The 26,137-nt window shown below is 70.3% G+C and carries 22 protein-coding genes; 6 read left to right on the forward strand and 16 right to left on the reverse strand.

All coding sequences use genetic code 11. The annotated features are described in order from the left end of the window. Positions 1–361: 361 nt before the first annotated feature. The 3 genes from MMB17_RS01920 to MMB17_RS01930 form a co-directional block, all read right to left on the reverse strand. On the reverse strand, positions 362–865 hold the full coding sequence (locus MMB17_RS01920) for a DUF3016 domain-containing protein (RefSeq protein ID WP_241100883.1): 504 nt from the start codon (positions 863–865) through the stop codon (positions 362–364). Then, positions 862–1,077, reverse strand: a complete 216-nt coding sequence (locus tag MMB17_RS01925; protein WP_238312627.1) for a hypothetical protein — start codon at positions 1,075–1,077, stop codon at positions 862–864. Before MMB17_RS01925 ends, MMB17_RS01920 begins: the two co-directional genes overlap by 4 nt. 93 nt (positions 1,078–1,170) lie before the next feature. After that, positions 1,171–1,659, reverse strand: a complete 489-nt coding sequence (locus MMB17_RS01930) for a ComEA family DNA-binding protein (RefSeq protein ID WP_241100884.1) — start codon at positions 1,657–1,659, stop codon at positions 1,171–1,173. A gap of 308 nt (positions 1,660–1,967) precedes the next feature. Between MMB17_RS01930 and MMB17_RS01935 the strand changes: the two genes are divergently transcribed. Beyond that, complete coding sequence (locus MMB17_RS01935; RefSeq protein WP_241100885.1) at positions 1,968–3,167, forward strand: patatin-like phospholipase family protein; 1,200 nt, start codon at positions 1,968–1,970, stop codon at positions 3,165–3,167. A gap of 22 nt (positions 3,168–3,189) precedes the next feature. Here the strand turns inward: MMB17_RS01935 and xseA are convergent, their stop codons facing one another. Together xseA and MMB17_RS01945 are read right to left on the reverse strand one after the other, a co-directional pair. Continuing rightward, entirely contained in the window at positions 3,190–4,845 is a 1,656-nt protein-coding gene (gene xseA / locus MMB17_RS01940) for an exodeoxyribonuclease VII large subunit (protein ID WP_241100886.1), read from the reverse strand. A 67-nt stretch (positions 4,846–4,912) separates the two neighbouring features. Next, positions 4,913–5,068, reverse strand: a complete 156-nt coding sequence (locus MMB17_RS01945; protein WP_238312623.1) for a hypothetical protein — start codon at positions 5,066–5,068, stop codon at positions 4,913–4,915. 188 nt (positions 5,069–5,256) lie between these two features. Between MMB17_RS01945 and purD the strand changes: the two genes are divergently transcribed. Beyond that, positions 5,257–6,552 carry a phosphoribosylamine--glycine ligase gene (gene purD, locus MMB17_RS01950; protein WP_241100887.1) on the forward strand — a complete coding sequence of 432 codons (1,296 nt, stop codon included), beginning with the start codon at positions 5,257–5,259 and terminating at the stop codon, positions 6,550–6,552. Positions 6,553–6,556: 4 nt separating this feature from the next. Next, a complete protein-coding gene (locus tag MMB17_RS01955) occupies positions 6,557–7,012 on the forward strand; it encodes a nucleoside deaminase (protein WP_238312621.1) in 456 nt (151 codons plus the stop codon). Between the two features lie 969 nt (positions 7,013–7,981). On the opposite strand, the gene MMB17_RS01960 is transcribed toward MMB17_RS01955, so the two are convergent. Both MMB17_RS01960 and MMB17_RS01965 read right to left on the reverse strand, forming a co-directional pair. Continuing rightward, positions 7,982–9,205, reverse strand: coding sequence for an MFS transporter (locus tag MMB17_RS01960; RefSeq protein WP_241100888.1), 1,224 nt, complete (start codon positions 9,203–9,205; stop codon positions 7,982–7,984). A 212-nt stretch (positions 9,206–9,417) separates the two neighbouring features. Continuing rightward, positions 9,418–9,804, reverse strand: a complete 387-nt coding sequence (locus MMB17_RS01965) for a DUF2267 domain-containing protein (RefSeq protein ID WP_238312653.1) — start codon at positions 9,802–9,804, stop codon at positions 9,418–9,420. A gap of 140 nt (positions 9,805–9,944) precedes the next feature. Here MMB17_RS01965 and MMB17_RS01970 point away from each other — a divergent pair, with 140 nt between their 5' ends. Further along, on the forward strand, positions 9,945–11,510 hold the full coding sequence (locus MMB17_RS01970; protein ID WP_241100889.1) for a helicase HerA-like domain-containing protein: 1,566 nt from the start codon (positions 9,945–9,947) through the stop codon (positions 11,508–11,510). A gap of 4 nt (positions 11,511–11,514) precedes the next feature. Here the strand turns inward: MMB17_RS01970 and MMB17_RS01975 are convergent, their stop codons facing one another. The 3 genes from MMB17_RS01975 to MMB17_RS01985 form a co-directional block, all read right to left on the reverse strand. Then, a complete protein-coding gene (locus MMB17_RS01975) occupies positions 11,515–12,249 on the reverse strand; it encodes a nucleotidyltransferase family protein (RefSeq protein WP_238312657.1) in 735 nt (244 codons plus the stop codon). Between the two features lie 116 nt (positions 12,250–12,365). Next, positions 12,366–13,934 (reverse strand): tRNA (adenosine(37)-N6)-threonylcarbamoyltransferase complex ATPase subunit type 1 TsaE, encoded by a 1,569-nt coding sequence (gene tsaE / locus MMB17_RS01980; RefSeq protein ID WP_241100890.1) that lies wholly within the window; start codon positions 13,932–13,934, stop codon positions 12,366–12,368. A gap of 100 nt (positions 13,935–14,034) precedes the next feature. Then, on the reverse strand, positions 14,035–16,527 hold the full coding sequence (locus MMB17_RS01985; RefSeq protein ID WP_238312661.1) for a sensor histidine kinase: 2,493 nt from the start codon (positions 16,525–16,527) through the stop codon (positions 14,035–14,037). 336 nt (positions 16,528–16,863) lie between these two features. Here MMB17_RS01985 and MMB17_RS01990 point away from each other — a divergent pair, with 336 nt between their 5' ends. Continuing rightward, positions 16,864–18,039 (forward strand): M23 family metallopeptidase, encoded by a 1,176-nt coding sequence (locus MMB17_RS01990; RefSeq protein ID WP_420847317.1) that lies wholly within the window; start codon positions 16,864–16,866, stop codon positions 18,037–18,039. A gap of 16 nt (positions 18,040–18,055) precedes the next feature. Here MMB17_RS01990 and MMB17_RS01995 read toward each other — a convergent pair whose 3' ends face one another. From MMB17_RS01995 to MMB17_RS02020, 6 genes are all read right to left on the reverse strand, one after another. Beyond that, positions 18,056–20,620, reverse strand: coding sequence for a putative bifunctional diguanylate cyclase/phosphodiesterase (locus MMB17_RS01995; RefSeq protein WP_241100892.1), 2,565 nt, complete (start codon positions 20,618–20,620; stop codon positions 18,056–18,058). Between the two features lie 450 nt (positions 20,621–21,070). Beyond that, entirely contained in the window at positions 21,071–21,301 is a 231-nt protein-coding gene (locus MMB17_RS02000) for a YbdD/YjiX family protein (RefSeq protein WP_238312667.1), read from the reverse strand. Positions 21,302–21,309: 8 nt separating this feature from the next. Continuing rightward, positions 21,310–23,367, reverse strand: a complete 2,058-nt coding sequence (locus tag MMB17_RS02005; protein WP_241100893.1) for a carbon starvation CstA family protein — start codon at positions 23,365–23,367, stop codon at positions 21,310–21,312. Between the two features lie 170 nt (positions 23,368–23,537). Further along, positions 23,538–24,167: a TPM domain-containing protein gene (locus MMB17_RS02010; protein WP_241100894.1), complete on the reverse strand. Its 630-nt coding sequence runs from the start codon at positions 24,165–24,167 to the stop codon at positions 23,538–23,540. Continuing rightward, positions 24,157–24,921 (reverse strand): TPM domain-containing protein, encoded by a 765-nt coding sequence (locus MMB17_RS02015; RefSeq protein WP_241102094.1) that lies wholly within the window; start codon positions 24,919–24,921, stop codon positions 24,157–24,159. Before MMB17_RS02015 ends, MMB17_RS02010 begins: the two co-directional genes overlap by 11 nt. 49 nt (positions 24,922–24,970) lie before the next feature. Further along, positions 24,971–25,606, reverse strand: coding sequence for a LemA family protein (locus MMB17_RS02020; RefSeq protein WP_241100895.1), 636 nt, complete (start codon positions 25,604–25,606; stop codon positions 24,971–24,973). A gap of 216 nt (positions 25,607–25,822) precedes the next feature. Between MMB17_RS02020 and MMB17_RS02025 the strand changes: the two genes are divergently transcribed. Further along, positions 25,823–26,125, forward strand: a complete 303-nt coding sequence (locus MMB17_RS02025) for an Rdx family protein (protein ID WP_238312674.1) — start codon at positions 25,823–25,825, stop codon at positions 26,123–26,125. The last annotated feature ends 12 nt before the right edge of the window (positions 26,126–26,137 follow it).

Genomic DNA, 26,137 nt, shown 5'->3' on the forward strand with positions numbered 1-26,137 from the left:
GGGCGCCGGGCCGGATACGGTAGCGCACGGGCGAAGCGATCAAGCGGATCTCCCCATCGTTCATCACTCGCACAGGCTCCGGACGAGCACGAAGCCTGTCGCCGATGCGGGGCGAGCCGCCACGGCGGCAGCCTGCGGGCGATGTAGAGTGCGAGCGGCCTGCTATCGACCCTGCTTGTTCCCTCCGTTGCGTCTCCAAAGCTGACCCCGGCGATGAGCCGCACCCGCAGCCACTCCCTTCTGCCGGATCACCTCGGCCGAGAAGGTCGGTAAAGGCGCCCGATGCGGCATTGGCGACGAACGGTCTGCGCGGGGTGTTGTGACAGCGGCGGTGAAGTGTGCCGCCGCGAGCGTGTCTCCCTCACCCCCGTGGCGGCTGGCGGTCGGCGATGCGGGTGCGGAACCAGTCCCGGAGCAGTTCCTGCTCGTAATGGAAGGCGCCGGTCGCACCGGGCCGGGCGTAGCGCAGCAGGAAGTTGAGGTCGGACACCGTCTCCTCGGCCGCGAGCACCGTGCGCCCGCGCTCCTTCAGGGCGTAGCGCAGGCGGAAGCGCGGCGGCCCGACATCGGTGACCACGCGCAGGCCGTTGGGGATGGCGAGGCCGGGCCGCTCGTAGCCCGCGAGATCGATGTCGAGCACCTCGACGGAGAGGGATTCCCCGGGCCTGAGCGTGCGCGCGCTCAAGGAGCGGAAGATCCGCTCGATCTCGCCGAGCGTCACCCGCAGGCTCGGCCCGGAGCCGTAGCGGCTCTCGGCATCGGTGTAGCGCTCCGGGGCCACGAAGCGCAGGCTGAGCGGCGCCTCGGCCCCCGCCGGGCCGGCGGAGAGAACCGCCAGCAGGGCGAGGGCCGCGGCGCGCCTCACTGCTTCGTCCGGTTGATCACCGCGAGAAGGGCACGGGCCACGGGCTCGGTGATGGTGCGGCGGTACTTGCGGTGGACGAGCTGGCCGTTGTGGAAGATGTCCTGCTCGACATAGAGGCGCTCGCCGTCCCAACGCACCACGTTGTCAGACTCAATCGTCTCCTCGACGCCCAGATCCGAACGAAGGATCGGTGCGCCGCTCGTCGTATGCATGGGCTTCGCCTCGGCTCTCGAACTCACTTGTCGGGGCACCCTAGGCCCTGTTCCCCGCCTGCGCCAGATCGGCGATGCCAATCCCTCGGCCGATTACCTGACAGTCACCTGGTCCTTGATGCGCTGGTAGGTCGCCCGGGTGAGCACCCGCTTCGACAGGAGCTGGTCGACGGCGCTGTAGGGCCGGTGCTGGATGATCGCCCGGCCGATGGCCCCCCCGCCCCTGAGCTTGTTCAGGTCGGCGAGGCTCGCCGTGTTGAGGTCGACGAGCTCCGTGGCCGCGGGCGGCGCGTTCTCCGCGGCCTGCTCGGAGGCGCTCGGCGGGGGCTCCGGGGCCGGCGGCTCGGCTGCGACCGGTGCAGGGGGCGGCGCGGGTTCGGGCACGGGGGGCGGGGCCGGCACAGGGGCGGGCGGGGGCGGGGCCTCCGCCTTCGGGGCCGGCTCCGCCGGGGGCGCCTTCGCCACCTCGGCCGGAGCGGGCAGCGGCGTCGCGGGGGCCCAGTAGAGGCTGGCGAGGCCCGCGAGCGCGGCCGCAACCACGATCAGCAGGCCGACGCGCAGGGTTGCCGATCCGCTGATCATCCGGAACCTCCCGGTTTCGCGGCCTCCCTCGCCCCGGGCGAACCCCGTGGCGCCGCGTCTTGGGACGGCCGCGGGAAAGCGCCGCCCTCACGGCATCTTAGGAGCTTTCGAGAGGCCGACCAGAGGCTCCCCATCAACGGGTCGTTCACCATCCACAGCGGTGGCGCGGCCTTCACCCCTGATGCGCGGGAGCCACAACCGGCTGCGGAAGCGCCACCCGCGGGGATTGCTCGCGCTTGCCGCGGGAACGGGAAACGGCCAAGCTCGTTACGTGCTAAGCTGAGCCATTGCTCCGAGCCGGTCAGGTCATGTCGATTCTCCGTCGTCTTCGCGTCGCGCAGGTGCTCCTGGCGGCGGCCCTTGCCGGGTCCGTGGCGGCCTGCTCCTCCCTGCCGCGCACCCCCTACAGCCAGGCCGAGGCCGAGGCGGCGACCGTACCCGGTATGGCCGGCGTGCGGGCCAATGCCGATGCCTCCGCCGCCGATTTCGTGGCCATGGCCGGCCACGCGGAGCGCCGGCGCGCCGCCTTCAGCTATCTCGCCCTCTCGGGCGGCGGCGGCGACGGCGCCTATGGTGCGGGCGTGCTCAACGGCTGGACGGCTTCGGGCACCCGGCCGGAATTCTCGATCGTCTCCGGTGTCTCCACCGGTGCCCTGATCGCGCCCTTCGCTTTCCTCGGGCCGGCCTACGATTCCTACCTCACCGAGATCTATACGAGCGGCATCGCCGAGACGCTGGTGCAGTCGCCGAGCGTCGCCAATGTGCTGTTCGGCTCCGGCCTGTTCGGAGACGGCCGCCTGCGCAACCTGATCGGCCGCTACGTCACCGCGGATCTGCTCAACGCCGTGGCCGAGGAGCATGCCAAGGGCCGCCGCCTGCTCGTGGTGACGACCAACCTCGATACCCAGCGGGCGGTGATCTGGAACATGGGCGCCATCGCCGCGAGCGGCGCGCCGAACGCGGTCTCGCTCTTTGCCGACGTGCTCACGGCCTCCGCCAGCATCCCGGCGGTGTTCCCGCCGCAGCTCCTCGACGTGCAGGCGAACAACCGCGCCTTCCAGGAGATGCATGTCGACGGCTCGGTGGTGACGCCGGTCTTCACCCTGCCGCAGTCCTTCCTGCTGCAGGACGGGCGCGTGCGCCGGGCCGGCAAGGCCGACATCTACGTCGTGATCAACGGCCGCCTGGAGCCGGAATTCGACGTGACCCGGAACAACACCCTCTCGATCGTGGAGAAGTCCTTCACCACGGCGAGCCGCGCCCGCTCCCGGGCGACGCTGGTGGCGACCGAAGCCTTCTCCCGCCGCAACGGCATGGGCTTCAACCTCACCTATATCGACAGCAGCGCGCCCCAGACCACGACCGCCCGCGGCTTCGACACCGCCTATATGCGCCAGCTCTACAACGAGGGCTACGAGAAGGGCCGCAGCGGCCATCTCTGGCAGCGCAGCGTCCCCGCCGCGCCGCTGGTGAAGACCGTGGTGCAGGAGGCCCTGGCGGGTCAGTGAGGGCGCCTGCCCGGCCCGCGGCTCACGCCTCGAACAGGCTGCCCTGCCGCGCCGCTGTGGGCGCCTTCGCGGGGCTGCGCCGAGGCGCCGGCTTCGGGCGTGGCGGCGGTTCCGGCGCCGCCTCCGGCCGGGCCTGGACGAGGCCGTCGGCGAATTCCAGCGAGAGGATGGCGGCCCGGCGGGCCGCGTCCGCGTCGCGCAGAGGCTGGCCCGCCTCGTCGCGCACCAGCACATAGCCCCGGGCGAGCACGGCGCGGTAGCTGAGCGAGGAGAGCAGGGCTCCCTGCGCGGCGAGATGGTCGCGGCGGCGCTCGATCAGACGGGCGCCCGAATTTTCCAGAAGGCTGCGGAGGGTGGCCAGTCGGTCGGCCCGTCGCGCCTCCACCGCCCGGGCCCGCTCCAGGGTCGCCCCCCGGGCCAGGGCGAGGCGCCCGGCGAGGTAGCCGAGCTCTCGCGACTTCGCGAGGGTGAAGTGCCGGAGCGCCAGGCGCGGCGCCTCGCCGATCCGCGCGAGCCGCTCCCGGGCCCGCGACAGGGCGAGGGCCGGCGAGCGGCGGGCGAGGCGTTCCGCGACGAGGCCGAGGCGCTCGCGGGCATCGCGGGCATTGGCCGCCAGCGCCGGGCCGAGCCGTGCCTCGGCGAGGTCGAGCCGCTGGCGCTTGAAGCCGAGATAAGCTTCGGCGTTGGGAATGGCGCGGAGAAGCGCGCGCAGATCCGCCCGCTCGCGCTCGACCCGGCGCAGCATCGTGCCCGCCTGCCGCCGGCCGAGATCGGCGACGAGGTCGAGCAGGTCCGCCTGCACGGGCACCGCCATCTCGGCGGCGCCGGTGGGGGTCGGCGCACGCCGATCGGCGGCGAAGTCGATCAGGGTCGTGTCGGTCTCGTGCCCCACCGCCGAGATGAGGGGGATCGCGCTCGCGGCGGCGGCGCGGACCACGATCTCCTCGTTGAAGGCCCAGAGATCCTCGATCGAGCCGCCGCCGCGGGCGACGATGAGCACGTCGGGCCGGGGCAGGATGCCGCCGGGCTGAAGCTGGTTGAAGCCGCCGATCGCCGCCGCGATCTCCTCGGCGGCGCCCTCGCCCTGCACGCGCACCGGCCAGACCAGAACCGGGCGGGGGAAGCGGTCCTCCAGCCGGTGCAGGATGTCGCGGATCACCGCGCCGGTCGGCGAGGTGACGACGCCGACGACCCGGGGGAGATAGGGGATCGGCCGCTTGCGCTCGGACGCGAACAGGCCCTCCGCGGCGAGCAGCTTCTTGCGCTCCTCCAGCAGCGCCATCCAGGCGCCGATGCCGGCGGGCTCCATCGTGTCGACGACGATCTGGTAGGAGGACTTGCCGGCAAACGTCGTGATCTTGCCGGTGACGACAACCTCCAGGCCCTCCTTCGGCTTCTGCCGCAGGCGGCTGAGCACGCCCTTCCACACCACCGCGTCGATCTTGGCGGTCCCGTCCTTCAGCGAAAAATAGGCGTGGCCGGAGCCGTGCGGGCCGCGATAGCCGGAGATCTCCCCGCGCAGGCGCACATGGCCGAAGCGGTCCTCCAGGGTGCGTTTGAGGGCGGCGGCGAGGTCGCCGACCGACCATTCCGGCGCATTGCCCGCAAGCACGCTGGAGGGCGGCGTGTCGCCGCTCAGGGGCGGGGGGGCAGGCCGGGGCGGTGGGACGAGAGCCATGGCGCGGGACGCTAGGGGGCTCGTCCGGCCAGGTAAAGCCGGAACGATGCCGCGCGAGCGGAGAGGCTCAGAGCAGGGCCGCGAGAATCAGGGCGACGGTCAGGGTCGGCGCGACGGCGATGCCGACGGCCCATTGCCACCGATGCGCCCGCCGCGGCCGGCGGTTGTCGTTCACGGCCCGGAAGGTCGGCCGGCGGCTCACCACGTAGTCCGAAAGCGTCACACGCCTGATCTGCGGCGGAGCCGGAGGAAGGTGAGTCGTGTTGCGGCAGAGCGGCATGGCTTTCAACAACGTCGATGGCACCGCTCGCGTTCCGCGCGCTCGCGGAGGAAGTCGCCGTGCCCCGGATCGAGGCGGCCGCGTTCGAATGGCCCTTCCCCGGCGGCGCGTTTTGCGGTTTGGAGGGCGCCATGACCAGCTCTTCCCTCAACATCCTGCTGATCGGCTCGGGCGGCCGCGAGCATGCCCTGGCCTTCGCCCTTGCCAAGTCGCCGCTCTGCGCGAAACTCTTCATCGCGCCCGGCAATCCGGGCACGGCCCAGCACGGCGAGAATCGGCCGGACCTTCCCGTGGGCGATCACGCCGCGGTCGTCGCCTTCTGCCGGGAGAACGGGATCGGCCTCGTCGTGGTCGGCCCCGAGGCGCCCCTGGTGGCGGGCCTCGTCGACGACCTGCAGGCGGCGGGCATCCGGGCCTTCGGGCCGACCCGGGCGGCCGCACAGCTCGAAGGCTCGAAGGGCTTCACCAAGGATCTCTGCGCCGAGCACGACATCCCGACTGCGGCCTACGCCCGCTTCACGGCCCTGGAGCCGGCGCTCGCCTATCTCGCCGTGCGCGGCGCGCCGATCGTGGTGAAGGCGGACGGGCTCGCCGCCGGCAAGGGCGTCACCGTGGCCGAGACGCGGGAGGCGGCCGAGGCCGCGGTGCGGGCGATCCTCGACGGATCGGAGGGCGCGGCCCTCGTGATCGAGGAATGCCTGTTCGGCGAGGAGGCGAGCTTCTTCGCCCTCTGCGACGGCACGCGGGCGATCCCGATCGGGACCGCCCAGGACCACAAGCGCGCCTATGACGGCGACAAGGGCCCGAATACCGGCGGCATGGGCGCCTATTCCCCGGCGGCGATCCTCACCCCCGCCCTTGAGCAGGAGGTGATGGCGCGCATCATCGCGCCGACGCTCGCCGGCATGAAGGCCCGGGGCACGCCGTTTGCCGGCATCCTCTATGCCGGACTGATGCTGACCGCCGAGGGACCGAAGCTCATCGAGTACAACACCCGCTTCGGCGATCCCGAGGCGCAGGTGCTGATGCCGCGCCTCACCGGCGATCTCGTCCCGGCCCTGCTGGCGGCGGCCGAGGGCGATCTCTCCGGCGTCGCCATCGGCTACGACGACGCCCGCGTCGCTCTGACGGTGGTTCTGGCGGCCGAGGGCTATCCCGGCCCCGTGACCAAGGGCTCGACGATCAGGGGCGTCGCGCCGGTGACCGCCGGCGACGTGCTTGTCTTCCAGGCCGGCACCCGCCAGGATGGCGAGCGGCTCGTCGCCGATGGCGGCCGCGTGCTCGCGGTCACGGCTCTGGGCGCCAGCGTGCGCGAGGCCAAGGCCCGTGCCTACGAGGCCGTCGCCCGGATCGACTGGCCGGAGGGGTTCTGCCGACGCGACATCGGCGACCGCGCGGTGGCTCGCGAGGAGGCCGTCTCGGCCTGATCCCATGGCGGCACCCGGCCCGGATCCCCTGAGCCTCGCTTTCGCGGCGGCGCGCGAGGCGGCCGAAGCCGGCGAGGTGCCGGTCGGCGCCGCGATCGTGCGGGACGGGACGGTCCTGGCGGTCGCCGGCAACCGGCCGCGGGCCCTGCGCGACCCGACCGCGCATGCGGAGATCCTGGCGATCCGCGCCGCCTGCGCCGCCCTGGACGACGAGCGCCTGACGGGCTGCGACCTCTACGTGACGCTGGAGCCCTGCCCGATGTGCGCCGGGGCGATCTCCTTCGCCCGCATCCGCCGGCTCTACTACGCCGCCGCGGACCCGAAGGGCGGCGGCGTCGAGCACGGCCCCCGAGTCTTCAACCAGCCGACCTGTCACCACGCGCCGGAGGTCTATGGCGGCCTGCGCGAAGCGGAGGGGGCCGCCCTGCTGCGCGACTTTTTCCGGGAGCGGCGGGACTGAGAATAATTGACTAAAAATTTAATTCCGATGGCCAGCGAATATGCTGAATGTGATTTGTTAATTTAAAATAATTCATCGTTCTATTGGGACGAGCTGAAGCAAAATCCTATGATAGACTCAGAAATCATTTGAATTCCTCCGATCAAACCTGCCTTATGTCCTACTTATCTAAAAAATTATGAGACATTTGAATTTCTTGGAGTCATTGCCAGGAATTATGCATTAAAAATTTTATACTTATCATTGTATTAATGTTTTAAATATACCGATTAATAGAAAAAGATTATTTAGACAATCTGACTTATTCAAATTTTTCGACAGTGCACATAGAGAAACTGCGCGCGCCAATATCTAAAATATATTATTAATTATTGATTCCCGTGCTAGATTTACGAATAATCAAAAAGACATCCAGAATAGTTTTTATTTAATCAATAAAAATATCACAGTATTAAGATAAAATTCTCCCGCCCTAAATCAAACCTGGCGCCTAGCTGTTGTCCGAGCGATCAGCGTGAACCCACCGTCGGGGCGGGGCCAGCCGGGCGACGAAGGCGTCATAGGATCACTTTCCCGATCTGCCACCACCGTAACGCAAGCCGCCTGCGCCAACCGCTCGGCCGGCCTGCTCCATCCCATCGAGTCAGCACTACAATTCCTTCTGCGCGGCAAGTCGCTTGTAGCGGCAGCCGACCCGCTTTCCGCCCGCGTGATTCCAGAGCGCCAGGTAGACAGCCGCTGTCGGCCTCCACCGCCGAGACCGGATGCAAGCACAGCCCCCCAGACCACCGCCCGTACCCACAGGACCTTAGCCCGCAGGCCATCCGCGCAAAGTCCAAACGCAACGCGCTTTCCGTGAATACGATAGCATCATACGGGGAGAAGGGTCCGCTTGAGCGCTTCGATCGACCGGACTCCGAGGCGCCAGCTTCGCTCGAGTGCCCGAGCACTCTCTCTTCTACAGCCCATTTAGGCCTTCGGCGGGGTGACCCGTTCCGGCAGGGGTGCGAGGCGAGCCAGGCGCAGGGCGACGAGGAGGGCCGCGCCGTAGAGGCTGCCGAAGAAGGCGGCGACCCCAGTCCAGCCGTAATGGAGGAAGAACCAGCCCCCCGCCGTCCCGAGGACGGAGGAGCCGAGATAGTACATGCAGAGATAGATCGCCGAGGCCTGGGCGCGGTCGCGCAGGGCCCGCCGGCCGATCCAGCTTGAGGCCACGGAATGGGCGCCGAAGAAGCTCACCGTGACCACGACGATGCCGAGGATGATCAGGATCAGGCTGCTGGAGAGCGTGAGGGCGATGCCGCCGAGGCCGAGCAGGATCGCGAGCCACAGCACCCGGCGCCGCCCGAGCCGGCTCGCGATCTCGCCGGTCAGGGCCGAGCTCGCGGTACCGGCGAGATAGACCACGAAGATCGCGCCGATCACCGTCTGGCTCAGGGCGAAGGGCGGCTCGAGCAGGCGAAAGCCGATATAGTTGTAGACGCAGACGAAGCCGCCCATCAGCAGGAAGGGCTCCAGGAAGAGCCAGGGCAGGCCGGCGTCGCGGAAATGCTGGGTGAAGGTGCCCGGCACCTCGCGCCAGCGCATGGCATGGCGCTCGAACCGTCGCGAGGCCGGCAGCCCGTAGAGGAAGGCGAAGGCGGCCAGAAGCGCCAGAACCCCGATGATGCCGAGGCCCCAGCGCCAGGAGGCGTGATCGGCGATGATGCCTGCGAGCAGCCGGCCGACCATCCCGCCGAGGGCATTGCCGCCGATGAGCAGCCCCATCGACAGGCCGATGGCGCGGCCATGCATCTCCTCGCTGAGATAGGCCATGGCCACTGCCGGCAGGCCGCTCGCGGCGATCCCCGTCAGGGCCCGGAGCGCGAGGAAGCCGTGCCAGCTCGGCATGAAGACGGCGGCCAGGGTCAGCAGGGCGGAGGCGAAGAGCGAGGCCGTCATCACCGGCTTGCGCCCCAGCACCTCCGAGATCGGACTGACGAGGAGAAGGGACAGGGCCAGGGTCGCGCAGGGCAGCGACAGGGCGAGGCTGCTCTCGGCGGGAGAGACCGCGAAAACGTCGGCGAAGACCGGCAGCAGCGGCTGCACGCCGTAGAGGACGGCGAAGGTCGAGAAGCCGGCGGCGAAGAGGGCGATGGTGGTGCGCCGGAATTCCGGCGTGCCGGCTTCGATCAACCGCTCCGCTTCTGCCATTCGACGCGCACGCTCCCGCTGGCGGCTTTTCCGCCCGGCCCCGCCGGGCTTCTAGCACAGCGAATCCGGGAGACGCCCCCCAGGGCGGCGGTTCGGGAAGACAGTCGTGACAGCCCGCGCGTTTCCTCAACGGAGAAACGGCGGGACATCGGAAGTGCGGCCCAGGACGTCTCCCGGAGTCGGCCTGCGGCTCCGGGAGAGGGGCAGCTGCCTCAGACGAACTGGCTGAGGCCGGGGATCGAGCCGACGATCGGGCCCATCACGTCCTCGCCGGCCTTCTCGCGGCCATAGGCGAACAGCTCCTGGCCGAGGGGCTGCATCTGGTTCATCGGCACGCCGGCCGAGATCAGCTTCTGGCCGAGGGCCATCACGCCGCCCCCCATCATGCCCCCGAGCATGCCCATCAGGCCGCCGCCATTCTCCGCGCCGTTGGCCTGGGCGATGGCGGCCTCGGAGCCGGGCAGCGCCGAAATCAGCTGGTTCACCTCCGTCGCCGGCCCCTCCTTCTGCAGGAAGGCCAGGATATGGCCGATGGCGGTCTGCGCGGTGGCCGCATCGATCCCCGTCCGGCCGGTGACACGGGCAATCAGCTCGTCCATGAAACGCTTCCTCTGCTTGACGCCTCCGTCTGTCCGACGTGGGGCCGGGGAAATCAAGGGAGCGCCAGCGGCCGGCGCTGGATCCCGCGGGCCGGCCCGGCCATAAGATCCCCAGAGACGGCTCACGGCGCGAGGGCGGCATGACGGGTGTGGCGAGCGAGGGCACCATCCTGGTGGGCCGCAGCACGGGCAAACCGCCCAAGCCCGAAGTGCTGACCCTGCGGCTCGCCAACCGGCACGGCTTGGTGGCGGGCGCCACCGGCACCGGCAAGACCGTGACCCTGCAGGTGCTGGCCGAGGGTTTTTCCAATGCCGGCGTCCCGGTCTTCGCCGCCGACATCAAGGGCGATCTCTCCGGGCTCGCCGCCGCGGGCGAGGCCAAGCCGCCCTTCGTGAAGCGCGCCGAGGAACTCGGCATCCCCTACGAGCCCGACCGTTTCCCGACCGTGTTCTGGGATCTGTTCGGCGAGCAGGGCCACCCGATCCGCTGCACGGTGACCGAGATGGGGCCGCTCCTGCTCGCGCGGCTCCTCGAGCTCAACGACACCCAGGAGGGCGTGCTCAACATCGCCTTCCGGGTGGCAGACGAGAATCAGTGGCCCGTCCTCGATCTGAAGGATCTGCGGGCGCTTCTCACCTTCCTGTCCGAGAACGCCAAGGAGCTCTCGGCCACTTACGGCAACGTCTCGAACGCCTCGATCGGCGCGATCCAGCGGGCGCTGCTCGTGCTGGAGAATCAGGGCGCGGACAAATTCCTGGGCGAGCCGGCCCTCAACCTGTCGGACTTCATGCGCACGGATCGCGAGGGCCGCGGCTTCGTCAACATCCTGGCCGCCGACAAGCTGATGCAGCGGCCGCGCCTCTACGCCTCGTTCCTGCTGTGGATGCTCTCGGAGCTGTTCGAGCAGCTCCCCGAGGTCGGCGACCTCGACAAGCCGAAGCTGGTCTTCTTCTTCGACGAGGCGCATCTGCTGTTCAACGACGCACCCAAGGCCCTGCTCGACGCGGTGGAGCAGGTGGTGCGGCTGATCCGCTCCAAGGGCGTCGGCGTCTATTTCGTGACGCAGAACCCCCTCGACGTGCCGGAGACCGTGCTCGGCCAGCTCGGCAACCGGGTGCAGCATGCCCTCCGCGCCTTCACCCCGCGCGACCAGCGGGCCGTGCGCGCCGCCGCCGAGACCTTCCGCCAGAACCCTGGCTTCGACGTGGCCAAGGCCATCACCGAGCTCGGCGTCGGCGAGGCGCTGGTGAGCTTCCTCGAAGCCAAGGGCACGCCCTCGATGGTGGAACGGGCGCTGATCGCCCCGCCGCAGGGGCGCGTCGGGCCCCTGACCCCAGCGGAACGGGCGGCGATCATCCAGGCGAGCCCCCTGCGCGGGAAATACGACGAGGCGGTCGACAGCGAGAGCGCCTACGAGATGCTCGCCAAGCGCAAGGATCTCGACAGCGCCCCCGCCGAGGCGGCGGGCCAGACCGAGGGCGGCCTTTCCGGCATGCTCGGCGGCTGGCTCGGGGGCATCCTCGGCGGCGGCGGCGCGGCCGAGGCGCCGGCCAAAGGCAAGGCCGCCGGGCGGGGACGCCGCCCGCCGCCGAGCCTCGCCGAGCAGGTCATCGCCAACGCCGCCCGCTCCATGGCCCGCAAGGTCGGCACCGAGGTGGGCAACGCGATCCTGCGCAACGTGCTCGGCGGCCTGACCAAGCGGTAGCTTATCAGGGAACCTGCGCGCTCTCGCGGACGCGCTGCTCGGCGGCAGCGATGGCCTCGGCCGTGCCGACATGCAGCCACTGGCCGTCGAGGCGCAGGCCATAGAGGCGGCCGCGCTCGATCGCCCGGTCGAACAGCAAGTTCAGGGAGAAGCTGCCCTCCGGCGTGTCCGCGAACAGGGCTGGGGTGAGGATCGCCACGCCCGCATAGATGAAGGGCGCGACGCCGCTCTCGGGCCTGCGCTGCAGGCGCCCGTCGGCCTCCATCAGGAAATCGCCCGCCCCCTCGTAGCCGAGGCTCGTCGCGGTCGGCGCGACCAGGAGCAGAATGTCCATGGCCTCGCCGTCCCAGCTGTCGATCAGCCGAGCGAGGTTGGGCTTCGGCCCCTCGAGCCAGAAGGAATCCGAGTTGAACACCACGAAGGGCTGATCGCCGAAGCGCGCCAGGGCCTTCTTCACCCCGCCGCCGGTCTCCAGCAGGGCGGCGCGTTCGTCGGAGACGACGAGGCGGGGCGGCCCATCCCGGCGGGCGAGATGGCCCTCGATCAGGTCGGCCAGCCAGTGCACGTTGACCACCGCCTCCGCGATGCCACCCTCGGCGGCCCGGTCGAGGGCGTGGTCGATCAGCGCCTTGCCGGCGACCTCGACCAGAGGCTTGGGCAGCGTCGCCGTGATCGGCCGCATGCGCTTGCCGAGGCCGGCGGCGAGGATGAAGGCGCGGGTGATGGCAGGCTGGCTCATGCCGGTCGGGCATCCTTGCGAGAGCGGCTCTGCGGCCGGTCCAATCGACGGGGCACCCTCCGGTGCGGCGGCATGGTGGGCAAGGCCGCCGCCGCGTCAAGCCCGCGGTCGGCGCATCAGACGGGCGGGTCGGCCGGCCCGCCCGGGGCGAGGCCCGGCAGATGCGTCTCGTGCCAGCGCCGCAGGCCCTGCAGGGCGGCGTGGTTGAGGTTGCGCGCGAGATAGCCCTCGATCCGCGGCAGATGGGCGAGATAGCCCGGCTTGCCGTCGCGCTTGTTCAGGCGGGCGAAGATGCCGAGGATCTTGGTGGCCCGCTGCGCGGCCAGCACGGCGTAGGCGCGGGCGAACTTTTCCAGGTCGAACTGCGCGTCCCGGGCCCGGCGCTCGCGGATGTAGAGGCCGAGCAGCCGCAGCTCGAACTCCGCGCTGGCATCGACCCGGGCATCCTGCAGGAGCGAGGCGAGATCGTAGGCCGGGTGGCCGAGCACGGCATCCTGGAAGTCGATCAGGCCGACCCGCTCCAGCCCCCCCCGGTCCGCCAGCCAGATCAGGTTCGGCGAGTGGTAGTCGCGCAGGGTCCAGGTCGCCGGCTCGTTCACGAGGTCGCCAAGGGCCTCGGCCCAGAGGGCGAGGAACTCGGTCTTGGCCTCCGGGCCGAGGGTCAGGCCGCGATGGGCCGTGTACCACTCGGGCATCAGCTCCGTCTCGAACAGCAGGGCTTCGAGATCGTAGCGCGGCAGCGCGTGCTCGACGCCCTCGGCCACCGGCAGCTTGAGGGGCAGCGGCGTGGCATGGAGCTTGGCGAGCAGGCGCACCGCCTCCGAGTAGCGCTCCGGCCGCGGCGCGCCGTTCTCGACCACGGGCTCGCTGCCCAGGTCCTCCAGCACGAGGAGACCGCGCGGCCGGTCCTCGGCGATGATCTTGGGCGCCGAGAAGCCGAGCGCCCGCAGGCCCCGGTCCATGGCGACGAAGGCGTCGATGCTCTCGGCGAGCTTGACGATGGCGCTGTAGGGCTTGCCGTCGCGCACCGGCGGCCCGTCGGGACGGGGTGGGGCGATCATCAGCACGGCGGTCTCGCCGGTCTCCGGGCGGACGAGGCGCTCATAGGCGCGGGAGGAGGCATCCCCCTGCATCAGCACCCGGTCGGCATCGTCCCAGCCGCATTGCGCCAGCAGGCGCCGGATCGCGCGGGCGCGAACGAGCCGCTCCTCCATGCCGTTGCGGGTCTCGATGCGCACGAAGCGCGAGCCCTCGCCGAATTCCGGGCGCAGGGACAATTCGACGGACAGGATCGGGTTGTCGCGCGGGCTGAGGCGGTCCGGCCACTCGACCAGGGTGATCGCCGCCTCGGTCAACTCGTCGAAGCCGAGCTCGACCAATTCGTCGGAGCCGCGCAGGCGGTAGAGATCGGCATGGATCACGCTGCGGCCGCCGACCCCCTCATAGGGCTGGAGCAGGGTGAAGGTCGGGCTCGGCACGTCGAGAACGTCGTCGCCGGTGAGCGCGCGGATCATCGCCCGGGCCATGGTCGTCTTGCCGGCCCCGAGGCCGCCGCCGAGCATCACGAGATCGCCGGGCAGGAGCATGCCGGCCAGGAAGCGGCCGAGATCCTCGGTGGCGCCCTCCTCCGGCAGCACGATCTCCCAGGCCGGCGCCCGGGCCGCCTCGTCCCCGTTGGTCGACAATCGCCTTCTCCGAAACCGCCCCCGCCCGCACCGGCATCACCGCGCGGGCTCTCGTCCTCGACTGGGATCCTTATCGCAAAACCGCGGAGGCGGTGAGCGACTATTCGGCGGCAGCACGGTTTTCGTCGGGCGCCTCCGCCGGGAAATAGCAGGAGACCTGCGTCCCCTCCCCCGGCCGGGAACGGATCTCGACCCGCCCCCCGTGCAGCTCGACGAAGGAGCGCACGATCGACAGGCCGAGGCCGACGCCGCGGTGACGGGTGCCGAGGGTGTGGCTCTCGAAGCGCTCGAACACGCGCTCGATGACCTCGGGATGGATGCCGCGCCCCGTGTCGGTCACCCGCAGGCAGATCTCGCTCGCGCGGCGCCGCGCCTCGACGCGGATGCGCTGACCGGGCTCGGAGAAGCCCACGGCATTGGAAAGCAGGTTGAACAGGATCTGGCGCACGCGCTTGCCGTCGGCGCTGAAGCTGCCGATGTCGGCCGGCACGTCGAGATCGAGGGCGACCTGGGACTCCGCGAGCCGGTCCTCGATGCCGCGCCGGGCAGCCTCGACGGTGGCCTGCACGTCCACGGTCTCGCGCTGCAGTTCCAGGGAGCCGGCATCGATCGAGGCGAGGTCGAGGATGTCGTTGATGATGACGAGCAGCGCCGCCGAGGAGCGCATGATGTGCTCGGAATACTCGCGCTGGCGCTCGTTGAGGGCGCCGACCGTCTCGTCGCCGAGGAGCTGGGTGAAGCCGATGATGTTGGTGAGGGGCGAGCGCAGCTCGTAGGAGACGTGGTGGACGAAGGTGTCGCGCAGCTGCGCGGCGCGCTCCAGGGCGTCGTTCTTCTCGGTGAGCGCCCGCTCCACGTTCACGCTCGCGGTCACGTCGATAAAGGTGAGCAGCGTCGCGCCCTCGGGCAGGGGCTGGGCGGTGCAGTCGAGCACCGTGCCGTCGACAACCCGCAGGCGGCAAGCCAGCCCGTCGCGGGTCTCGCTCAGGCCGGTGATCGCCTGACGGATATCGGCCCAGGGCCCCTCGTCGGGGGAGAGGATGCGGCAGGCCTCGATCACCGCGTCGATGCGCGGGCGGCCGGTAAGCATCTTCTCGTCGACCTTCCAGATCGCGGCGAAGGCGCGATTGGCCAGCGTCAGCCGCCCGTCCGCGCCGAACACCGCCACCGGCTCGCGCAGGGCGTCGAGGGTCTCCGCCTGCCCCTTCATCAGGGCGTCGTAGCGGGAGGCGAGCTTCATGCTCTCGGAGACATCCTCGAACAGGTAGGTCAGACCGCCCTGCGGATTGGGATCGGCCACCACGCGCAGGGTGCGGCCGTCGGGCAGATACCACCAGGTCTCGGTCGCCTCCGCCGCGCGGTAGGCGGCGAGGACATCCGCCTTCCAGGAGCGGAAATCGGCCTGCTCCGGCAGCTTCCGCGCGGCGCGCAGGCTCTCCAGGATCTCGCCGTCCCGGGGGCCGCTGTCGAGGAAGGCGGGATCGAGGTCCCAGAGCTTCTGATAGGCCGCGTTGTGGAAGACCAACTGCTCACGGGCATCGAAGATCGCCACCGCAGTCGGGATCTGGTCGAGGGTGCGGACATTGGCGTCCATCTGGCGCTGGAGGTCGGCGCGCACGCTCTCCAGTTCCGACACGTCGACGGCGATGCCGACATGGCCGGCCTCCGTCGCGGTCTCGCTGACATCGAGGATGCGGCGGCCGCCGGCCACCACCGCCGACAGGCGCATCGGCCGGGCCGGCCCCGGCTGGCCGGCATGGCGGGCGATCTGGTCCCGAGCGCTCCGGTCGAAGAGTTCCGTGCCCTCCGCGATCACGGCCTCGCGGGTCCCGCCTTCCACGGCCGCGACATAGGCCGCGTTGACGAAGGCGAGGCTGCCTTCCGGCCCGCGATGCCAGATCGGCTGCGGGATGGCATCGAGCAGGGTGGCGAGGGCGGAGAGGCTGCGGCGCGCCTCGTCGAGGATGGCGCGCAGCTCCACCAGCTCCCGCCGCTCCTCCGTGGTCTCGCGCAGGCGCAGCATCGCCCGGCCGCTCACCGCCTGGCCTTGGGCCTCGACGAAGCGGCCGGACAGGCCGCGCAGGGTCAAGCGAAAGGCAGTGCCGCGCTGGCGCAGCGCCTCCGTCGCCGCCTCCAGAGTGGCAGCATCCTGCGGGGCGAGCCAGGTCGCGAAGGCGAGGAGGGCGCGCCCGCTCCCGGCAACCCGGCCTTCGAGCGCGAAACTCGCATCCCCCTCCAGGGCGGGCTCGCCGCGGCCGGCCCAGGTGACGATGACCTGCCGCTCGGCGTTGAGGAGGGTCTCGGCCCGGTCCTGGGCGCCGCGCAGGGCCGCCAACTCGGAGAGCAGATGCCGTTCGCGGCTGCCCCAGCGGCTGCGCTCGCGCAGATACAGGATCGACAGGATGGTCGCGAAGAGAGTGATGCCGCTGACGACGGCGAAGGCAGTGAAGATGTGCGTCGGAATGCCGACCAGGCCGTGCCGCAGCTCGGGCAGGACCACGGGCTGCGCGGCCGCCGGCATCATGCCGCAGGCCTGAACGACGGCCAGACCGCCGGCACGCATCCCTGCGCGCACCGTCCGTTCGAGCCTCATGATCCGCCCCGCCTCCGATCGCCGCCGGTGAGGCGCAGACACGCTGCCCGCACGGCGCGACGCCGCCCCCTCCGCGTCCGGCGGCGACCGGCGCACGGATCACCGTCTAGATGATTCGACCCAGTGTATCGCGGGGGGGAATCCGGCTGGAAGAGGCCAAGCTTAACAATCGTTCACCACGGGCCTCGCCGCCGGATCGGGCCGCCGAAAAGCAACACTGCCACAATCGGCCCTTGACAGATTTCTGCTTCGGGACGAGCGGCCGGGGGCATCGGAAGCCCTTCCTTAACCATGTCGGCGCATGCATCGACCGAGAGAAATCGGCCTGCAGGTGCCATGCCGTCCGTGCCTTCCAGACACCAGGGGCCACGCGGGGCGACGGCGGGGCAGCGCTCCGTCTGGCCGTTGCGCGTCGCACTCGCGGCCAGCACGCTCTGGGCCGGCGCCGCGAGCTACTATCTCGTGTTCCACGACGAGGTGCTGGCGCGCTTCATGGCGCAGCAGACCGCCCTGCGCACCGCCTACGAGGCGCGGATCGACACGCTCCGCCACGAGCTCGATCAACGGTCCAGCGACGCCCGGCGCAGCGAGGCCGACCTCGCGAGCCGGCTGACGGCCATCGCCGAGCGCCAGAGACTGCTCGAACGGCGGCAGGCGACCCTGTCCGGCCTGGGCAGCGCGCTGCCGGAGGGAGCCGAGACCGCGCCGGAGCCGGATATCCCCCTCTCGCATGCCACCGCGGCGCCCGCCCCGGGAGCGCCCGAGGCCCAGGCGCTGCGGGGGCGGGACGACCGGGCGGACAGGATCGGGCATAACCCCGGCCCGGTACTGGCGAACGTGGAGCGGCGCCTCGACGGCCTGTCCGCGGCGCAGTTCCGGTTCCTGGCCACGGTCACCGCGCGCTCGGCACGCAGCGCCGGGCGCTTCCGCGACCTGATTGCCGGGACGGGGCTCGACCTCGCACGCTACCGCCGCCCGACCGAGGCCATGGGCGGCCCCCTGGTGCCGCTGCCCTCGGACGCCTTCTCTGTCGCGCTCGCCGAGGCCCGGCGGCAGGTGGACGAGGAGGTGCGGATGCGGCGCCTCGCCCTCGACCTGCCTCTGCGCAAGCCCCTCCCGGGGGATCCGGCCCTGACGAGCAGCTTCGGCTCCCGCCTCGATCCCTTCACCCGCGGCTATGCCCTGCATACAGGAATCGACCTGCGCGCCGAGGCCAGCGAGCCGGTGCGCGCGACCGCGCCGGGCCGCGTCACCGCCGCGGAATACGCGGGCGGCTACGGCAACATGGTCGAGGTCGATCACGGGCAGGGCGTGCTCACCCGCTATGCCCATCTCTCCGGCTATGCCGTGTCGCCGGGCCAGCGGATCGCCGCCGGCACGGTGCTCGGCTATGCCGGCTCGACCGGCCGCTCGACGGGCAGCCACCTGCATTACGAGACCCGGATCGACGGCGAGCCAGTCGATCCGATGGCCTTTCTGAAGGCCGGCGCCCAACTCGAATTCCCGGATTGAGGCGCGGAGCGGCGGCTCAGGCCACGGCGCGCTGGGCGCCGTTCCAGCGGGCGATGAGCGCGGGCAGTTCCGCCGCCGGCACCGGCCGGCTGAACAGATAGCCCTGCACCTCGTCGCATCCCTCCTCACGCAGCCGCGCGAGCTGCTCCGGCGTCTCGACACCCTCCGCGGTGGTGGTCATGCCGAGGCTCGCACCGAGGCTGATCACGGCACGCACGATGAAATCGGAGCCGTTCTCCACGGCGAGGTCCCGCGTGAAGGCTTGGTCGATCTTGATCTTGTCGAAGGGGAAGCTGCGCAGGTAGCTCAGGGACGAATAGCCGGTGCCGAAATCGTCCATGGAGATGCGCGCGCCCAGCGTCTTCAGGGCGTGCAGCATGGCGACGGTGGCGCCCCCGTTCTGGAGGAGCACCGTCTCGGTGATCTCCAGCTCGAGCCGGCCGGCGGAGAGGCCGCTCTCGGACAGGGCGTCGCGTACGATCTCGATCAGGCGCGCGGAGACGAACTGGGCCGGCGAGACGTTCACCGCGACCTTGAGGCCCTCCGGCCAGCGCCGGGCCTCGTCACAGGCCTGACGGATCACCCACTCGCCGAGCGGGACGATCAAGCCGATCTCCTCGGCGAGCGGCACGAACTCGGCCGGGGAGACGCGGCCGCGCTCGGGATGGTTCCAGCGCAGGAGGGCCTCGAAGCCGCAGATCCGGTCGTCGGCCAAGCTGTAGATCGGCTGGTAATGGAGCTCGAAGGCGTCGCGCGTAAGCGCCTCGCGCAGGTCGATCTCCAGGAGCCGCCGGGCCTGGAGCCGCTCGCCCATCTCCGGCTCGAACAGGCGGTGGCGGCCGCGGCCCTCGGCCTTGGCCCGGTAGAGGGCCACGTCGGCGTATTTGAGAAGCCGGCTCGCCGTCATCCCGTCCTCGGGGGCGATGGCGATGCCGATGCTCACGCCGACCGTCACGGTGTGCTCGGTCAGCGCGTAGGGCTCCCGCAGCACCTCGACCATCCGGCAGGCCTGCACCACGGCGTCCTCCGGCGTCTCGATCCCGAGCTGGACGATCGCGAATTCGTCGCCGCCAAGCCGGGCCACGGTGTCGATGTCTCGGATGCAGGCCCGCAGCCGGTGCGCGACCGCGCAGAGCAACTCGTCGCCGACATTGTGGCCGAGGGTGTCGTTGATCTGCTTGAAGTGATCGAGATCGAGGCAATGCACCGCGAACCCTGCCTCGCAGCCGACCTGCGTCAGGGCGGCTTCGATGCGCTCGCGCAGGAGGACGCGGTTCGGCAATTCAGTGAGGGCGTCGTGGCGCGCCATGTGGGCGATGCGCGTCTCGGCCTCCCAGCGCTCGGACACGTCCTCGTAGGTGGCGACGAAGCCGCCGCCCCGGGTCGGACGGGCGCGGATCGCGACGACGCGGCCGTCGCCAAGCTCCTGGAAATGCGAGGCATCGTCCGAGACGACGAGGGTCTCCATCGTCTGGAGGAGGTCCGACAGCTCCTGGGCCGGGTGGTTGCCCGCCGCCAGGCTCGCCGCCATCACCTCGGCGCACGACATGCCGACCCGGACCGCGCCCGGCGGCAGCCGGTAGATCTCGCTATAGCGGGCGTTCACCACGGCGAGCCGGCCGCTCTCGTCGTAGAGGCACAGGCCCTGCGACATGGTCTCGAGGGCATCGGTGAGCCGGCGGTTCTCGGTCTCGGCAGTGGCGAGGCGCGCATGATCCGCGATCGCCGCCCCCTCCTCCCTCTCCGGCGGAAGGGCCGCGCCGTCCAAGACGACCACGACCGAACCCGCCTCTTCGGCGTCCGGCTGGGCGTCCTCGACCAGGGGATCCCTGTCGGCCGAGGCCTCGCTGTCGGTGGGTTCGGCCACGGCCGGCACGGGAAGCGGGGCGATCGGCCCCTCCCCCCGCCGGCGCGACCGCCGCGCGCACAGCATCAACGCCATGCCGGCCACCATGGCCGTGGCGAACAGGGTCGCGGCGGAGAGGATGTCCCCGCGCAGGCGCGCGGCGCGACCGGCCGCCTGGATCTGCAGGGCCTTGTCCGCAGCGAGGGCAGCCTTCATCCGCTCGATCTGGATGCCCGCCACCCGGGCGGCGCGGTCGACCGCGGCGCGCCCGGCCGCATCGGGAGAAGCCTTCGCGCGCTGCGCCACGACCTCTGCGTGCCAATCCTCGAGCGTGTCGCGGGCGTCCATCGCCGCTTGGCTCGCGGAAACCGAGCGGGAGCCGAGCAGGACGGCGGCGAGATGCGCCTTCAGGAGCAGGCGCAGATCATCAACCTCGCGCAGCCCGGCACCGGCCGGGGCATCCTCTGTCGATGGCCGGGCATAGGCCGCCCGCAACCGATCGAAGGTGAGGCCGACGGTGTCCGCGGAGTGCAGGCCGGCATCGATCCAAGCCGTCTGGTCGCGCTCGGCCTCGCTTTCCCGAAGGAGGATGGCGGCACAGGCGCCGAGCAGGGCCACGGCGATCAGCCCCAAGGCACAGCCCGTGATCAGCCGGCGGTCGAGACCGCGGAGGAAGCCCGCCATCTGCCGCGTGCCGCGCACCTCGGCCCCGTGCAATCTCCCGTTCGTCATCATCCGGTCTGGGTTCTGCCCCGTCGACCCGACACCATGGCGATTGCGCGTTAAAGGGAACTTATTCTGCGAAAGGGAACCATGATTCCTGAAGGCATCGGCAGAGGTTTCCGCGATGCCGTCACGCTTGGCAGGCGGCTCGAACACCTGACCCGCCCGGTGCGCTTGCTTTCAACAAGCGGGTTCGACTTCAGGAAGAGGCAAATCCGTTCGCCCTTCCCCAGCAACACCTGACCGACATCACGCTCGGCCAGAGCCAGAGCCCGGAACATCCTGGGCTCCACTGTCCCTCTTAACCGAACCGATGGTCCCTCGCGCAGCGGCCTCGGAAATATCAGGCGGCGCGCCGCCTCGGGCCGGATCCGCTCGGATTGCCTCGGATCGTCGACTCTCGGTCCTGGCGACAACCGGGCCTTCCTTCAACGAACCGGATCCGATTCGTCGGAATGCGCTCTAGCAGCAACGGAAGCCGCCGGTATTGCCGACGCCGAAGCGCGCATTCTCCCGGTTCCGGAAGAACTCGCGCTCGGTCATCGGCGTCTGGTCGGGGTGGGTCTTGGCGATGTGGGCGACATAAGCCCCATAGTCGCCCTGTCCCACCATCAGGCGCGCACCGTCGCAGACGCATTTGCTGAACGCCTTGAAGCGTGCGCGAAAGTCCTGCGAGGATGCGGCCGTGGCCATGGCTTGTCCTACTCCGCAGGCGCCAGCTTGGGATCGGCCTCGAGGGCCGTCCAGCGATCGGCGCGGTAAGCCTTGACGCAGGCCATGATGCCGAAGGCCGCGATCGCCACCACGAGCCCCACGAACATCACGGCGAGCACCGCGTCGACGCGATCGTTGAAGACGATCTTGTGCATGTCGGCCATGTTCTTGGCCGGGCCCAGGACCTTGCCCTCCGCGATCGCGGTCGAGAAGCGGTCTGCATGGGCGAGGAAGCCGATCTTCGCGTCGGGCGAGAAGATCTTCTGCCAGCCCGCCGTCAGCGTGCAGACGCACAGCCACACGGTGGGGATGATCGTGACGAAGGCGTAGCGCTCGCGCTTCATCTTGAAGATCACCACGGTGGCGAGCGTCAGCGCCACGGCCGCGAGCATCTGGTTCGAGATGCCGAAGAGCGGCCACAGGGTGTAGATGCCGCCGAGCGGGTCGGTGACGCCCTGGTAGAGGAAGTAGCCCCAGGCGCCGACGCAGAGCGCGGTCGCGAACACGCTCGGCACCCAGGACGAGGTGTTCTTGAAGGCCGGCGAGACGAGGCCGAGCAGGTCCTGCAGCATGAAGCGGCCCGCCCGCGTGCCCGCATCCACCGCGGTGAGGATGAAGAGCGCCTCGAACAGGATCGCGAAGTGGTACCAGAAGGCCATCATCGCCTTGCCGCCGATGGCCGAGGAGATGATGTGGGCCATGCCGACGGCGAGCGTCGGGGCGCCGCCTGCGCGGGAGATGATCGAGTGCTCGCCGACATCCTGTGCGGTCTGGGCGAGGATCTCGGGCGCGATCGGGAAGCCGAGCTTGGTCACGGCCGCGGCCGCGGTCTCCGGCGTGGTGCCGACCAGGGCGCCCGGCGAGTTCATGGTAAAATAGACGCCCGGATCGATCACGCTCGCGGCCACCAGCGCCATGATCGCGACGAAGCTCTCCATGAGCATGCCGCCATAGCCGATGAAGCGCGTGTCGATCTCATTGTCGACGAGCTTCGGGGTGGTGCCCGAGGCGATCAGGGAGTGGAAGCCCGAGACGGCGCCGCAGGCGATGGTGATGAACAGGAACGGGAACAGGCCGCCCGCCCAGACCGGGCCCGTGCCGTCCACGAACTTCGTGACCGCCGGCATCTGCATCTGCGGAGCGACGAAGACGATACCGATGGCAAGGCCGACGATGGTGCCGATCTTGAGGAAGGTGGAGAGGTAGTCGCGCGGCGCGAGGAGCAGCCAGACGGGCAGGATCGCGGCGACGAAGCCGTAGCCGATCAGCATCCAGGTGAGCTGCGTGCCGGTGAAGGTGAAGGCCGGGCCCCAGAAGGGATCGGCCGCGATCCGGCCGCCATAGACGATGGCGGCCATGAGCAGGATGAAGCCGATGACCGAGACCTCGCCGACCTTGCCGGGGCGGATGTAGCGCGCATAGAGTCCCATCAGGATCGCGATCGGGATCGTCGCCGCGACGGTGAAGGTGCCCCAGGGGCTCTCGGCCAGCGCCTTGACCACCACCATCGCCAGCACGGCGAGCAGGATGATCATGATCATGAAGGTGCCGAACAACGCGATCACGCCGGGGATCACACCGAGCTCGGCCCGGATCAGCTCGCCCAGCGAGCGCCCGTCGCGCCGCATCGAGATGAACAGGACCATGAAGTCCTGCACGGCGCCGGCGAGCACGACGCCGGCCAGGATCCAGAGCATGCCCGGCAGGTAGCCCATCTGCGCGGCGAGCACCGGGCCGACCAGCGGGCCGGCGCCGGCGATGGCGGCGAAGTGGTGGCCGAACAGGACGGTCCTGTTGGTGGGGACGAAGTCGAGCCCGTCGTTGTGACGGTGGGCTGGGGTCATGCGCTTCGGATCGAGGCGCATGACCTTGTCGGCGATGAAGAGCGAGTAATAGCGATAGGCGATCAAGTAGACACAGACCGCAGCGACGACGACCCAGAGGGCGTTGATGCTTTCACCACGCTGCGTGGCGACGATCGCGAGAGCCGCGGCGCCCAGGGCGCCAACGAGGGCCCAGGGGCCGTGTTTCTGTACCGCGCCCATTGACGCTTCTCTCCGTGCTCGGCCGCATTTTTGACTCAGACGGCCTTCGCGGCTGGTTTGACGCAAATTCCCGCCGAAGGCCAGTTGCCGCGATTACACACGGAGCGATCCGTGAGTCATCCCCGTGACATCGGCGGGGGAACGCCGTCTCCGGAAGAGGCGCGCGAAACTCAATCGAGCAGGATGACGCGGTTCGGGATCTCGTCGCCGGCCGTGTCGCCGGGCAGCTCCTTGGCGAGCACCGCGCCGACCCGCTCCACCGCCGCGACCAGCCCGGCGGCGAGGTCGCCCCGGGCCGCCTGGGCGAGCAGGGCCGCGACCGCGCCCCGCCAGGTCTCCTCCGGCACCCGGGCGCGCACGCCCGCATCCGCCACGATCTCGGCGTAGCGCTCGGCCAAGGAGACGTAGATCAGCACGCCGGTGCGCGCCCGCGTCCGCGTCAGGCCGTGGGCATGGAATTGCCGCCGGGCCGCCTCGTGCGCCCGCGCCCGCCGGATGCGGCGCGGGACGAGGAACGGGCGCAGGCGCTCGGCGGAGGAGAGCGCCAGCACCGCGAGGACGAACCCGGCCTGCGCCAGGGCGATCTCCGCCGCGCTCAGATCCGTCGCCAGGATCAGCGGCCAGGGCACCGCGAGGGCGACGAGGAGCGCCAGGGCGAGCCCGGCGGAGCGGTAGAGCCCGGCCCGGGCGGAGACCAGCACCACGATCTCGCCGCTGGTGCCGCGCTCCGCCCGGCCGATCGCCGCCGTGACGCGGGCGCATTCCGCCGCCGACAGGGGCGAGACCCTTCTACCAGTCACCGGAGGCCCCTCCCCCGCCCGAGGATCCGCCGCCGCCGGAGAAACCGCCCCCGGAAAAGCCGCCGCCATCGGAGAAGCCGCCGCCCCAGCCGCCGGAGGGACCCGGTACCACGATGAAGCCGCCGCCGCGCCCGAGACGCCCGGAGCGGGCGCTCATGCGCCAGACCAGGAAGACGAGGACGAGGATCACCACGATCCAGACCACCACGAGGGCGGGATCGACCGCGTCCTCGCGCACCTGGGCCCGGCGCTGCCATTCCTCGGCGTCGCCGGTGAGGATCGAGAGCATGGCGTCGACCCCGGCCTCGATCCCGCCGGCGAAGTCGTTCTGCTTGAAGCGCGGCGTGATCGCCGTGGTGATGATGACCTTGGTCAGCGCGTCGGTGAGCGCACCTTCGAGCCCGTAACCGACCTCGATCCGCACCTTGCGCTCGGAGGGGGCGACGAGGAGCAGGGCGCCGTTGTTCGTCTTCTTCTGCCCGAGGCCCCATGCCCGGAACAGGCGGTTGGCGTAATCCTCGACCGTGAGGCCCTGCAGGCTCGGCACGGTGGCGACGACGAGCTGGTCCGTCGTCTTGTCCTCGTGCGCCTTGAGCTTGCCCTCGATGCGGGCACGCACCTCCGGAGCGAGGAGATGAGCGTCGTCGACGACGCGGCCGGTCAGCTTCGGCCAGTCCGGCTCCGCGGCGGAGGCGAGGCTCGAGGCGACGACGAGCAGCACCAGCACGAGCGGCGCGATCAGGAGCCGCCCGATCTCCCTCGCCCCGATCCTCGGCTGGCGCGTGTTGTCCACGGCGTCGCAGCTAGAACTTCACGTTCGGCGGGCGGTCGGCATTGGGCGTGGCCGAGAAGGTCTCCATCGGCTTCGCCTCGGGGTAGAACCAGCCGGCGATCCAGCGGCCGGGAATGGTCCGGATCTCGGTGTTGTAGGCCTGGACGGCCTGGATGTAGTCGCGCCGCGCCACGGCGATGCGGTTCTCGGTGCCCTCGAGCTGCGATTGCAAGGCGAGGAAGTTCTGGTTCGACTTCAGGTCCGGATAGGCCTCGACGCTAGCGAGCAGCCGCCCGAGGGCGCCGGAGAGCTGGTTCTGCGCGTCCTGGAACTGCTTGAACTTCGCCGGATCGTTCACGGTCGAGGCATCGACCTGCACGCTGGTGGCTTTGGCGCGGGCCTCGGTCACCTTGGTCAGGGTCTCCTGCTCCTGCTTGGCGTAGCCCTTCACCGTCTCGACGAGGTTCGGGATCAGGTCGGCCCGGCGCTGGTACTGGTTCTGCACCTCGCTCCAGGCGGATTTCGCCTGCTCCTCCAGGGTCGGCACGCGGTTGACGGCGCCGCAGCCCGAGAGGCAGCCGGCGAAGAGCGCCACGATGAGGGCGCTGAGCAGGCGGCCGATCACCGGCACCCGGGAGGAGAGGCCGGAATCCGCGGTCGAACGCATCGGGATATCCTCGTGGACGAAGCCGCCCGCCCCGGCACGGCCGGAGCGAGCTTGACGGGAGCGCCGCCTGCCGGCGGAGATAGGTGCGACATCGCGCCAGGGAAAGGGCTGGGCGGGACGGGCCCGATGAAAGGCGGCGCGTCCTGGGACGGCCTCACCATCGATTGAGCCGCCATGCCATTGACAATGACGGGGTATCCGGGCGCTCTCCCGGACATGGACGGAACGCCCCCCGCACAGGCCCCGAAGCCGCGGATCGCCATCACCTATTGCACGCAGTGCCAGTGGCTTCTGCGCTCGGCCTGGATGGCGCAGGAGCTGCTCTCGACCTTCCGCGACGATCTCGGCGAGGTTGCCCTGCGGCCGGGCACCGGCGGGATCTTCGTGATCACCTTCGGCGAGGAGACGCTCTGGGACCGCACCCGCGACGGTGGCTTCCCCGACGTGAAGACGCTGAAGCAGCGGGTCCGGGACCGGCTCGATCCGGGCCGCGATCTCGGCCATGTGGATCGGCCATGAGCGCAGCGATAC

This window comes from Methylobacterium organophilum, assembly GCF_022533465.1.
GTDB lineage: Bacteria > Pseudomonadota > Alphaproteobacteria > Rhizobiales > Beijerinckiaceae > Methylobacterium > Methylobacterium organophilum.